15 protein-coding genes, 1 tRNA gene and 1 rRNA gene are annotated in these 12,677 nt (G+C 30.9%); 2 read left to right on the plus strand and 15 right to left on the minus strand.

The annotated features are described in order from the left end of the window. Window positions 1-43: 43 nt before the first annotated feature. The 5 genes from FQV33_RS01445 to FQV33_RS01465 all read right to left on the minus strand — a co-directional run bounded on the left by FQV33_RS01445 (window position 44) and on the right by FQV33_RS01465 (window position 5,248). Window positions 44-2,956 (minus strand): 23S ribosomal RNA (locus FQV33_RS01445). 157 nt (window positions 2,957-3,113) lie between these two features. Beyond that, window positions 3,114-3,185, minus strand: a tRNA-Glu gene (locus FQV33_RS01450). Between the two features lie 157 nt (window positions 3,186-3,342). Continuing rightward, entirely contained in the window at window positions 3,343-4,173 is an 831-nt protein-coding gene (aroE, locus tag FQV33_RS01455) for a shikimate dehydrogenase (RefSeq protein ID WP_158347947.1), read from the minus strand. After that, the gene (locus FQV33_RS01460; RefSeq protein ID WP_158347949.1) at window positions 4,166-4,738 is read right to left on the minus strand and encodes a Sua5/YciO/YrdC/YwlC family protein; all 573 of its coding nucleotides are present in this window, start codon (window positions 4,736-4,738) and stop codon (window positions 4,166-4,168) included. The genes aroE and FQV33_RS01460 overlap by 8 nt, the downstream gene beginning before the upstream one ends. A 36-nt stretch (window positions 4,739-4,774) precedes the next feature. Next, on the minus strand, window positions 4,775-5,248 hold the full coding sequence (locus FQV33_RS01465; RefSeq protein ID WP_158347951.1) for a DUF494 family protein: 474 nt from the start codon (window positions 5,246-5,248) through the stop codon (window positions 4,775-4,777). Window positions 5,249-5,503: 255 nt separating this feature from the next. On the opposite strand from FQV33_RS01465, the gene def reads away from it, so the two are divergent. Further along, window positions 5,504-6,013 (plus strand): peptide deformylase, encoded by a 510-nt coding sequence (gene def, locus FQV33_RS01470; protein ID WP_158347953.1) that lies wholly within the window; start codon window positions 5,504-5,506, stop codon window positions 6,011-6,013. Window positions 6,014-6,028: 15 nt separating this feature from the next. After that, on the plus strand, window positions 6,029-6,976 hold the full coding sequence (gene fmt, locus FQV33_RS01475) for a methionyl-tRNA formyltransferase (protein WP_158347955.1): 948 nt from the start codon (window positions 6,029-6,031) through the stop codon (window positions 6,974-6,976). A gap of 83 nt (window positions 6,977-7,059) precedes the next feature. Here fmt and rplQ read toward each other — a convergent pair whose 3' ends face one another. From rplQ to rpsE, 10 genes are all read right to left on the minus strand, one after another. Then, complete coding sequence (gene rplQ / locus FQV33_RS01480) at window positions 7,060-7,461, minus strand: 50S ribosomal protein L17 (RefSeq protein ID WP_158347957.1); 402 nt, start codon at window positions 7,459-7,461, stop codon at window positions 7,060-7,062. A gap of 60 nt (window positions 7,462-7,521) precedes the next feature. Beyond that, window positions 7,522-8,511: a DNA-directed RNA polymerase subunit alpha gene (locus FQV33_RS01485; RefSeq protein ID WP_158347958.1), complete on the minus strand. Its 990-nt coding sequence runs from the start codon at window positions 8,509-8,511 to the stop codon at window positions 7,522-7,524. A 30-nt stretch (window positions 8,512-8,541) separates the two neighbouring features. Further along, window positions 8,542-9,162, minus strand: a complete 621-nt coding sequence (gene rpsD / locus FQV33_RS01490; protein WP_158347960.1) for a 30S ribosomal protein S4 — start codon at window positions 9,160-9,162, stop codon at window positions 8,542-8,544. 25 nt (window positions 9,163-9,187) lie between these two features. Then, complete coding sequence (gene rpsK / locus FQV33_RS01495; RefSeq protein WP_158347961.1) at window positions 9,188-9,580, minus strand: 30S ribosomal protein S11; 393 nt, start codon at window positions 9,578-9,580, stop codon at window positions 9,188-9,190. 17 nt (window positions 9,581-9,597) lie between these two features. Then, a complete protein-coding gene (gene rpsM / locus FQV33_RS01500; RefSeq protein WP_158347963.1) occupies window positions 9,598-9,954 on the minus strand; it encodes a 30S ribosomal protein S13 in 357 nt (118 codons plus the stop codon). 104 nt (window positions 9,955-10,058) lie between these two features. Further along, entirely contained in the window at window positions 10,059-10,175 is a 117-nt protein-coding gene (gene rpmJ / locus FQV33_RS01505) for a 50S ribosomal protein L36 (RefSeq protein ID WP_071880116.1), read from the minus strand. A gap of 32 nt (window positions 10,176-10,207) precedes the next feature. Beyond that, window positions 10,208-11,527: a preprotein translocase subunit SecY gene (gene secY, locus FQV33_RS01510; protein WP_158347965.1), complete on the minus strand. Its 1,320-nt coding sequence runs from the start codon at window positions 11,525-11,527 to the stop codon at window positions 10,208-10,210. 10 nt (window positions 11,528-11,537) lie between these two features. Next, complete coding sequence (rplO, locus tag FQV33_RS01515) at window positions 11,538-11,972, minus strand: 50S ribosomal protein L15 (protein ID WP_158347967.1); 435 nt, start codon at window positions 11,970-11,972, stop codon at window positions 11,538-11,540. Window positions 11,973-11,975: 3 nt separating this feature from the next. Then, entirely contained in the window at window positions 11,976-12,155 is a 180-nt protein-coding gene (gene rpmD / locus FQV33_RS01520; RefSeq protein ID WP_158347969.1) for a 50S ribosomal protein L30, read from the minus strand. Window positions 12,156-12,165: 10 nt separating this feature from the next. After that, window positions 12,166-12,672: a 30S ribosomal protein S5 gene (gene rpsE, locus FQV33_RS01525; RefSeq protein WP_158347971.1), complete on the minus strand. Its 507-nt coding sequence runs from the start codon at window positions 12,670-12,672 to the stop codon at window positions 12,166-12,168. Window positions 12,673-12,677: the final 5 nt, after the last annotated feature.

Below are 12,677 nucleotides of genomic sequence, written 5' to 3' on the forward strand. Positions count from 1 at the left end.
TTTTTATTAAATTTATTTAATTTAAAAACACCTCTGGTGTTGTAAGGTTAAGCCTCTCGGGTCATTAGTACTAGTTAGCTCAACATATTGCTATGCTTACACATCTAGCCTATCAACGTTGTAGTCTTCAACGTCCCTTCAGTAAACATTTCTGTTTCAGGGAAGATTAATCTTGGGGCAAGTTTCGTGCTTATATGCGTTCAGCACTTATCTTTTCCGCATATAGCTACCGGGCAATGCCATTGGCATGACAACCCGAACACCAGTGATGCGTCCACTTCGGTCCTCTCGTACTAGAAGCAGCCCCCCTCAATCTTCCAACGCCCACGGCAGATAGGGACCGAACTGTCTCACGACGTTCTAAACCCAGCTCGCGTACCACTTTAAATGGCGAACAGCCATACCCTTGGGACCTGCTTCAGCCCCAGGATGTGATGAGCCGACATCGAGGTGCCAAACACCGCCGTCGATATGAACTCTTGGGCGGTATCAGCCTGTTATCCCCGGAGTACCTTTTATCCGTTGAGCGATGGCCCTTCCATACAGAACCACCGGATCACTAAGACCTGCTTTCGCACCTGCTCGCATTATCATGCTCACAGTCAAACTGGCTTATGCCTTTGCACTAAACTCACGATGTCCGACCGTGATTAGCCAATCTTCGTACTCCTCCGTTACTCTTTGGGAGGAGACCGCCCCAGTCAAACTACCCACCAGACACTGTCTCTACACCGGATAACGGCGTTAGGTTAGAATACCGAATTGTAAAGGGTGGTATTTCAAGATTGGCTCCATCAAAACTAGCGTTTTAACTTCATAGCCTCCCACCTATCCTACACATTAAAATTCAGAATTCAGTGTCAAGCTATAGTAAAGGTTCACGGGGTCTTTCCGTCTTGCCGCGGGTATACTGCATCTTCACAGCAATTTCAATTTCACTGAGTCCCAGGTGGAGACAGCCTGGCCATCATTACGCCATTCGTGCAGGTCGGAACTTACCCGACAAGGAATTTCGCTACCTTAGGACCGTTATAGTTACGGCCGCCGTTTACCGGGGCTTCAGTTCAGAGCTTCAAGTTTCCTTTAACCCCTTCGATTAACCTTCCGGCACCGGGCAGGCGTCACACCGTATACGTCCACTTTCGTGTTTGCACAGTGCTGTGTTTTTAATAAACAGTTGCAGCCAGCTGGTATCTTCGACTAGCTTTAGCTTAAGGAGAAAATCCTTTCACTTAAACTAGCGTGCCTTCTCCCGAAGTTACGGCACTATTTTGCCTAGTTCCTTCACCTGGGTTCTCTCAAGCGCCTTAGTATTCTCTACCTAACCACCTGTGTCGGTTTTGGGTACGATTTAATTTTATCTGAAGCTTAGAGGCTTTTCTTGGAAGCGTGGTATTAGTTACTTCATCACCTTAATGATTCGTCGTCATGCCTCAGATTAAAGATAACCGGATTTGCCTAGCTATCATACCTACACACTTAAACCAGGATAACCGTCACCTGGATAACCTAACCTTCTTCGTCCCCCCTTCGCAATAAAACTAAGCACAGGAATATTAACCTGTTGTCCATCGACTACGCTTTTCAGCCTCGCCTTAGGTGTCGGCTTACCCTGCCCCGATTAACGTTGGACAGGAAACCTTGGTTTTTCGGCGAGCAGGTTTTTCACCTGCTTTATCGTTACTCATGTCAGCATTCGCACTTCTGATACCTCCAATATATTTTACAATATATCTTCGACGGCTTACAGAACGCTCCCCTACCCAGTAAAAAAATTAATTTTTACTGCCGCAGCTTCGGTGCATAGTTTGAGCCCCGTTACATCTTCCGCGCAGGCCGACTTGACCAGTGAGCTATTACGCTTTCTTTAAATGATGGCTGCTTCTAAGCCAACATCCTGGCTGTTTATGCCTTCCCACATCGTTTCCCACTTAACTATGACTTTGGGACCTTAGCTGGCGGTCTGGGTTGTTTCCCTTTCCACAACGAACGTTAGCACCCGCTGTGTGTCTCCCGTGATAGCATTCTACGGTATTCGGAGTTTGCATCGGATTGGTAAGCCGGGATGGCCCCCTAACCGAAACAGTGCTCTACCCCCGTAGATGAATTCACGAGGCGCTACCTAAATAGCTTTCGGGGAGAACCAGCTATCTCCCGGTTTGATTGGCCTTTCACCCCTAGCCATAGGTCATCCGCTGATTTTTCAACATCAGTCGGTTCGGTCCTCCAGTTGGTTTTACCCAACCTTCAACCTGCCCGTGGCTAGATCACCGGGTTTCGGGTCTGTATCCTGAAACTTAACGCCTATTTAGGACTCGGTTTCCCTTCGGCTCCCCTATTCGGTTAACCTTGCTACAGAATACAAGTCGCTGACCCATTATACAAAAGGTACGCAGTCACATTTCATATTTCCAAATGCTTCCACTGCTTGTACGTACACGGTTTCAGGTTCTATTTCACTCCCCTAGCCGGGGTTCTTTTCGCCTTTCCCTTACGGTACTAGTTCACTATCGGTCAGTCAGGAGTATTTAGCCTTAGAGGATGGTCCCCCCATATTCAAACAGGATTTCTCGTGTCCCGCTCTACTTTTCGAACTCACAAAATATTTTATTTCGTATACTGGGCTATCACCATGTATCGCTGAATTTTCCAAATCATTCTACTATAAAATATATTGATTATAGTTCTGGGCTTTTCCCTTTTCGCTCGCCACTACTAAGGGAATCTCGGTTGATTTCTTTTCCTCAAGGTACTTAGATGTTTCAGTTCCCTTGGTTTGCTTTATTAATCTATTTAATTCAATTAATAATGATACATAAATGTATCGGGTTTCCCCATTCGGATATCGACGGTTATATCGCTTCATATCAGCTTACCGACGCTTTTCGCAGATTAGCACGTCCTTCTTCGCCTCTGACTGCCAAGGCATTCACCATGTACGCTTATTTGCTTAACCTTACAACCCACAGGTGTCTTTTTTAAAAATAAAAAATATATGCTTGTTTTCCGAATTTTTAAAGAGCTTTATTTATATATGTTTTTTAACATTTTTTAAAGAATAACACAATAATTTAAATTAGTATAGAATTAATTTTAAAAAATTATTTTTATTTCGTCCCCTAGGGGATTTGAACCCCTGTTGCCGCCGTGAAAGGGCGATGTCCTAACCTCTAGACGAAGGGGACTTTTAAGTTGTATATAAAATTATTGTTTTAAATAAGTATTATATTAAATAATACAGATCGAAAAAAAAGAGTCAAGTATTTTCTTTCATATTCAGTGAATATATAAAATTTTTTTTTGTATATTTTAAGTATTCTGTAAATTAATTTATATAAAAAATTAATTTTTCTTTAAGATATCGATAATATAATCTGTTTTTGGCAATATACCATGCCATTCTAAAAAAGAATGAGCAGCCTGAAAAACTAACATTCCTATTCCATCTGAAACATACTTAGCATTTATTTTCAGACACCAATTAAGAAAAGATGTATTTTCTAACCCATAATTCATATCATAAAAAAAAGTTTCAGAAGAAAATAAATATAATGGAATAAAACTGGTATTATATTGAATATTCCTAGATAAACCATTAATTACTAAATCAAAAAATTTATTTTTTAAGTCATCTTTTTCAAATATTTTAATATTTCCATATTGTTTAAATTGATTAACTAAATTTATAGCATTGGAAACGGTTCTATTTAAAATATAAACTGAGCATCCTAAAGATAAAATTGATAAAAGAACACCTTGAACTGCTCCTCCTGCTCCTAATATTAATATAGAAAAATTTTTTTTTATAAATTTCAATCTATTTAAATCAGATAATAATCCAATACCATCAGTGTTATCTCCTAAAATATATTGATTATCTACTTTTTTTAATGTATTTACAGATTTAGCGATTTGAGCTCTTTTACTTAGTTTATTAGAAAAATAATAAGCTTCTTTTTTAAAAGGAGAAGTAACATTAGCTCCTTGAATATGATTATTAAAAAAATAAGTTACTAATAAAGAAAATTGATTTAATGGAATATTAATAGATTTATAAATATGTAAAATCTTAGTTTGTTTAGAAAAAAGATCATGAATCTGAGGAGATTTACTATGATTAATAGGATTTCCAAACAAAGCATAGTTAAAATTCTCATTGTTGTATTTACGCATAACGAATTAAATTTCCATTCATAATATTAATTATTTTAGAAGGATTTTTTTCACTTCCTATATTACCATTCAGTAATGGAAAATCTTTTCCAAAATTTTTTAACACACTTGCTCTAGTAAGACATGGAGGCATATTTGAAAAATTAGCACTTGTTGATATTAATGGTTTTCCAAAAATAGTACATAATTTAACTATGCTTAAATGGTTGCTAATACGTACTGCTATAGTATTAGATTTTCCAGTTAACCAATACGGAGTTAAAGCATTTGATGGAACTAAAAACGTAAAAGGTCCTGGCCAATAATGAAACATATTTTTTTTTTGATTTGCTGATATTTTAGTTTCATCAATATATTTTTTTATTTGATTATAATAAGCGGCTACTAATATAAAACCTTTTTTTATACTTCTTTTCTTTAAACTTAATAAGTTTTCAACAGCTATTTGACTATCAGGATCACATCCTAAGCCAAACATAGATTCTGTAGGATATGCAATTATTTTTTTACAATATAATTTTTGTATACAACACGCTAACGAATTTAAATGAAAATTTTTACTCATTGAATAATTCTCATATAAAAAATATTATTTAAAAACTTAATGTATTATTTCTGTTGTAAAATTAAATAATAAATTTTCCAGCTTTCTATAAACTATTTCACACCCTGGAGCATTAAATAAAACAATTAAAATAATCCATTTTAAATCCTCTAGATTTAACTCATTAATTTCTAAAGCCATAATTCTTTCAATAATCATTTCACGTGTATCTAAAGTTAATATTTCTAATTGTTCTAAAAACAGCATAAAACCACGACAATCAGAATTTAACTTAAACAATTCTTCTTGATTATAAATACGTGTTGAAATTTGATTTGAAGCTAAACTAATAGATGAAAGATCGTTTTTTTTATAACAAGATAAATTTTTTAACCAGAGTAGTGCATTATAAATATCTTTTTGTTGAAAACCTATATCTGACAAATCATTTGTTAGACTTTCATAATCAATAGACATTTCTGATTCACTATGAACATAAGTTTCAAATAAATATATTAATATTTCAAACATTATATCCTCAACTACATATTGAAAAATTTAAATATTTAATAACATATTTGATATATTATTTTTTAAATATTTTAACTATTTAATATATAAAAATTTATAATATATTGAAAGTTAATAAGTCAATTTAATAATAATTAATTTTTATTTAAATAAAGAGTGAAAATTTTTTAAAAGTATTGAAAGTTAACTTTTAATTATATTAAAAGAGTTTATACTATAAAATTAAATAATTTTATAACTAATACAAATAAATATATGTCTGTTTTAAAAATATTACAATATCCAGATCCAAGATTAAGACTTATTGCAAAACCTGTTAATATAATTACAAAAGAAATAAAAAATTTAGCTTTTAATATGTTAGATACTATGTATACAAACGAAGGAATAGGTTTAGCAGCAACTCAGGTTGATATTCAATTACAAATCGTAGTTATTAGTAAAGAAAATATCAACAAAGAACATTTAATACTAATTAATCCTAAAATTATTGAAAAAAAAGGAAATAATAGTATCCAAGAAGGATGCTTATCTATTCCAGAATACCGTGCTTTTATACCAAGATCAGATTATATTAAAGTAAAAGCTTTAAACTTATTTGGAAAAGAAATAGAAATAGAAGCAAATTCAGTGTTATCTATTTGTATACAACATGAAATTGATCATTTGCAAGGAAAATTATTTATAGATTATTTATCCTTATTAAAACAAACAAGAATTGAAAAAAAAATTAAAAAAATAAACAAAAAAAATAAAATACTTTAAAGGATATAAACTAATTTGAAAAAACTGAAAATTATTTTTGCAGGAACATCATATTTTTCTGAAAAACATTTATCTGCTTTAATAAAACACCAATATAATATAAAAGCTGTAATTACTCAGCCAGATCTTCCATCTGGAAGAGGGCAAAAAATAATTTTTTCCCCCGTCAAAAAAACAGCAATTAAAGAAAACATTCCTATTTTACAACCATTAAAACTAGATGATGAAAAATTTCAAAAAATAGTATCAAATTTTTCTGCAGAAATTATGATAGTAGTTTCATATGGTCAAATAATACCCCAAAAAATATTATCTATATTTCCACAAGGATGTATTAATGTTCATGCTTCATTGCTACCTAGATGGAGAGGAGCATCACCAATTCAATCAGCAATTTTATTTGGCGATAAAAAAACTGGTATAAGTATTATCAAAATGAATAATAAAATTGATGCTGGAAATATAATAATGTTAAAAGAATGTAAAATCTCTTCTCAAGAAACATCAGCAACATTAACTTTAAAACTAGTTGAAATTGGAATTGATATATTACTAAAAACTTTAGATCAAATAAAAAATAACATATTAATAGAAACTCAACAAAATGAAAAATACGTAACTTTTTCAAAAAAAATTCTTAAAAAAGATGCATTATTAAATTGGAATAAAGATGCCGATTTTTTAGAACGACTAATACGTGCTTTTAATCCTTGGCCAATATGTTATTTTATTATGGATGAAATACCTATTAAAGTTTGGCAGGCAAGCGTAATAAAAAATACTATTGACAATAATTCAATAGGTAAAATTGTTTCTATTGATAAAAATGGAATTCAAATAATTACAAAAAACAACATCTTAAATATTGAAAAAATACAAATACCTGGTAAAAATATTTTAAGTATAAAAGAAATAATACTTTCAAAAAAATATAATTTTAAAGTTGGAAAAATATTATTATAAAAATATTTTATTTCTCGAATAAACTAGCAAACGGTATACTTCCGTTTGCTTAAACATATAATAATATTTATTGTATCTAAATATCAATTTTTAATATTTTTTACACTACTTGTTTTGGAGTTTTTTTTCACCCGATCAACTAGCTCAATATAAGCCATTGGAGCTTTATCTCCAGCTCGAAACCCACATTTTAAAATACGAGTATAACCACCACATCTCTCAGAAAAAACAGGGCCTAAATTTTGAAATAATTTAGCAACTACTTCATTGTTTCGAACCCTTGAAAAAACTAATCTTCTACGAGCAACATTGTCTATTTTTGAAAAAGTAATCATAGGTTCGACAATTCTACGAAGTTCTTTTGCTTTTGCTAATGTAGTTTTTATAATTTCATTTAAGAACAATGAACATGCCATATTTTTGAATATGGCATTACGATGACTACTGTTACAATTTAACTGACGACCAATTTTCCGATGTCTCATAATTTAATACCTTTGTAAAAAAAATTAATCACATATTAATGCATAAGTATAATAATAAAATTATTCTTCTAAAATATTTAATGGAGGCCATTTTTCTAACTTCATCCCAAGAGATAAATTACGAGAAGCTAATATATCTTTAATTTCAGTTAATGATTTTTTACCTAGATTAGGTGTTTTTAAAAGTTCAACTTCAGTTTTTTGTACTAAATCACCTATATAATGTATAGATTCAGCTTTAAGACAATTAGCTGATCGAACAGTTAACTCTAAATCATCTACAGGACGTAATAAAATAGGTTCAAATTCAGGTTTTTCTTCTTTAACTTCAGGTTCTTTAACATCTCGTAAATCAACAAATGCTTCTAATTGTTCTGATAAAATAGTTGCTGCACGTCTTATAGCTTCTTCAGGATCAATTGTTCCATTTGTTTTCATTTCAATAATTAACTTATCTAGATCTGTTCTTTGTTCAACTCGTGCAGCTTCAACATTATACACAATCCTATTAATAGGGCTATAACATGCATCTACTAATAAACAACCTATAGGTCTTAAATCATCTTCTGCATGTATTCTAGAAGAAGCTGGGATATAACCCCTTCCACGTTGTACTTTAATTCTCATCTGAATAGAAGAATTATTATCTGTTAAATGACAAATAATATGATTTAGTTTAATGATTTCAACATCGCTATCATGTATAATATCTGCAGCAGTCACACAACAAATTCCTGATTTTTTAAGAGTAATAAAAGCTTCATCTTTTCCATGTAGTTTAATTGCTAATCCTTTTAAATTTAATAAAATCTCTAAAATATCTTCTTGAATTCCTTCTTTAGTACTATACTCATGTAGAACACCATCAATTTCTACCTCTGTTACAGCACAACCTGGAATAGAAGATAATAATATCCTTCGCAATGCATTTCCAAGCGTATGACCGAAACCTCGTTCTAATGGTTCTAGTGTAACTTTAGTATGAGTCGGAGTAATTTGCTCAATATCAACTAAACGTGGTTTTAAAAAACCTATAATAGAATTCTGCACAATAAACCTCTATATCTAATAATAAATTTATTACTTAGAATAAAGTTCGACAATCAAATGTTCGTTAATTTCTGCAGATAAATCTGAACGTTCAGGAAAACGTTTAAAAATTCCTTCCATTTTGATAACATCTACTTCAATCCAAATTGGTTTTTCTCTTTGTTCAGTTATTTCTAAAGCAGCTTTTATTCGAGATTGACTCTTTGATTTATCTCTAATAGATATCCGATCATCAGGAGAAACTTGATATGATCCAATATTAACAACATGATTGTTAACTTGAATAGATTTATGACTAATTAACTGTCTTGATTCAGCACGTGTACATCCAAATCCCATGCGATAGACTACATTGTCTAGTCTGCGCTCTAAAATCTGTAATAAATTTTCTCCAGTATTACCTTTTAAACGCGATGCTTTTTTATAATATATTCTAAATTGTCTTTCTAATACACCATAAAGACGACGTACTTTCTGTTTCTCACGTAATTGAATTGCATAATCAGACAACCTAGGTTTTCGAATACCATGTTGTCCAGGTGGATGTTCTAACTTACATTTTGATTCTATTGAACGAAATCCAGATTTTAAAAATAAATCAGTTCCTTCACGTCGACTTAACTTTAATTTAGGACCTAAATATTTTGCCATTTGATTCTCCAATAATTCCTAAAATTTAAACACGACGTTTTTTAGGAGGACGGCAACCATTATGAGGAATAGGTGTAACATCAGTAATATTTGTAATACGAAATCCAGCGGCGTTTAAAGCCCTAATAGTAGATTCTCTTCCTGGACCAGGACCTTTTACCATTACTTCTAAATTTTTTATACCATAATCTTTAACTATTTCTGCACAACGTTCAGCTGCAACTTGTGCAGCAAAAGGAGTCGATTTCCTAGAACCTCTAAAACCAGAACCTCCAGAAGTTGCCCAGCCTAAAGAATTACCTTGACGATCAGTGATAGTGACAATGGTGTTGTTAAATGATGCATGAATATGTGCTATTCCATCTGTTATTTGTTTTTTTATACGTTTACGTGTTCGAATAACTGAATTTTTAACCATAATTAAAATTACCTAAATTATTTTTTTATTGCTTTTCTAGGGCCTTTACAAGTACGAGCATTTGTTTTTGTTCTTTGTCCACGAACTGGAAGACTCTTACGATGACGTACACCACGATAACAGTTAAGATCAATTAAACGTTTAATATTTAAAGTTTTTTCTCTTCTTAAATCACCTTCGACAAGGTATTTAGCAACATTTTCTCTTAATAATTCAATATCTGATTCTTTTAGATCTATAATTTTCATAGTTTCTGGAATCTTTGAATGCATACAAATTATTTTAGATCTTTTTTTTCCAATTCCATATATTGCTGTTAATGCAATTAATGTGTGTTTATTTTCAGGAATATTAATACCTGCAATACGAGCCATGTTATATAATCCTTAAAATTTATTAAGATAAATCAACATAATAAATTTATCAATATATATTAATATTAATAAATTTTAATAAAGTGTTTTACTTTTATTTAGATTTAACCTTGACGTTGTTTATGCTTTGGATCATTACTACAAATAACTCTGACAACGTTATTACGACGTATAATTTTACAATTACGACAAAGTGTTTTAACCGAAGCTTTTACTTTCATTACAAAATCCTCAACCATTAAAAAATTTTTATTTAATTTAACTTTGCTTTTTTTAATATAGACTCATATTGACTAGACATTATCATCGTTTGAATTTGAGCAATAAAATCCATAATGACTACAACTACAATTAATAATGATGTACCACCAAAATAAAATGGAACATTCATAGCACTTCTCATAAATTCTGGAACTAAACAAATAAATGTAATATATAAAGAACCAAATAATGTTAATCGCAACATAATTTTATTAATATATTCAGCTGTTTTCTCACCTGGTCTAATTCCTGAAATAAAAGCACCTGATTTTTTTAAATTATCTGCAGTTTCTCGAGGATTAAAAATTAATCCAGTATAAAAAAAACAAAAGAAAATAATAGAAGTGATATATAAAACTAAATATAAAGGTTGGTTTGGTTGAAAATAAAACAAAATAGTTTTAAAAAAACTATATTTTTTATCTATTTCAAACCAAGATATAATAGTAGCAGGAAATAAAACAATACTAGAAGCAAATATTGCAGGTATAACACCAGACATATTAACTTTTAAAGGTAAATGAGTACTTTGTGCTGAATAAATACGACGACCTTGTTGACGTTGAGCATAATGAACAATAATTTTTCTTTGACTACGTTCAACAAAAACAACTAAAAAAACAACTAAAAAAATTAATATCAAAATAGATAAAAATAATAATAAATGTAAATGTCCTTGTCTAGTCTGTTCAATTGTATGTATTATAGCCGAAGGAAGACCTGCAATTATACCTGTAAAAATTATAATAGAAATGCCATTTCCAATACCACATTCTGTAATTAATTCTCCTAACCACATTAAAAACATAGTACCAGTTACTAATATAATAATAGAAGTAAAATAAAAATAAAAATCTGCATTAACTATAATAGAACGTACACTAGATATACTAGATAAACCTGTAACAACACCAACTGACTGAAACAAAGCTAGTATTAAAGTCGCATATCTTGTATATTGATTGATTTTATGACGACCAGACTCTCCTTCTTTTTTCATTTCAGATAAAAAAGGTACTACTAAAGTTAACAACTGAATAATAATAGAAGCAGATATATAAGGCATAATTCCTAATGCAAAAATAGAAGCACGATTAAGAGCTCCACCAGAAAACATATTAAACATTTCAAAAATAGTTCCTTTTTGATTGTTTAATATTCTAGCTAAAATTGTAGTATCAATTCCAGGTATAGGAATAAAAGAACCAATACGAAAAATAATTAATGAAATTATTACAAAAAAAACTCTACTTTTAAGTTCATTAATACTTTTTTTAGAATTTTTAAAATTCATTCCTAATTTATTAATCATTATTTACTAATTATCCTTCAATTTTACCGCCATAATTTTCAATTGCTGTACGGGCACCTCGAGTAACACGTAAACCACGCAATATTAAAGGTACTTTTAATTCTCCTGAAAAAATAATTTTTACATATTTAATATTTTTATTAATAATATTTTGTTTTTTTAAAGTATTTAAATCAATTACATCAGCTGACAATTGTGATATTTGAGACAATCTTACTTCAGTGGTAATATTCTTTTTTCTAGATTTAAATCCAAATTTAGGAAGCCTTCTATATAACGGCATTTGTCCACCTTCAAAACCACGATTTATACTACCACCAGACCTAGATTTTTGACCTTTATGACCTCTTCCAGCTGTTTTCCCAAATCCAGAACCAATACCACGACCTAATCTTTTTCGATTTTTTTTAGATCCAAATGATGGAGATAAACTATTTAAATACATAAATTATTCCTCTTGTATTTTTAAAATATATGATACTTTTTTAATCATTCCTCGAATCGAAGGAGTATCTTCAAGAATTACAGTATGCCCAATATAACGTAATCCTAAACCAGACAATGTTTTTTTATGTTTAGGAATTCTTCCTATTGAACTTTTAACTTGAGTAATTTTAATAGTTTTCATTTATTAGAATTTATCCTCCTAATATATCTTCAATAGACTTATCTCTTTTTGCCGCTATCATCTCTGGAGATTTCATATTAATCAAACCATTCATAGTAGCCCGAACTACATTGATTGGATTAGTTGATCCATATGTTTTAGCAAGTACATTGTGTATTCCCGCAACTTCTAAAACTGCACGCATAGCACCCCCAGCAATAATACCAGTTCCGTCTGAAGCCGGTTTCATAAAAATATTAGATCCAGTATGAGATCCTTTTAAAGGATGTTGTAAAGTTTTATTAACTAATGGTATAGTAATCATATTACGTCTTGCTTTTTCCATAGCTTTTTGAATTGCCGCCGGAACTTCTCGAGCTTTTCCATATCCGAAACCAACACGTCCATTCCCATTTCCTACTACTGTTAAAGCTGTAAATGAAAAAATACGACCACCTTTAACTGTTTTTGAAACACGATTAACAGTAATTAGTTTTTCTTGTAATTCACTATTATTTTTTTTATCAATGTTAGCCATACTAT

Source organism: Buchnera aphidicola (Aphis fabae) (assembly GCF_009069125.1).
Taxonomy (GTDB): domain Bacteria; phylum Pseudomonadota; class Gammaproteobacteria; order Enterobacterales; family Enterobacteriaceae; genus Buchnera; species Buchnera aphidicola_BB.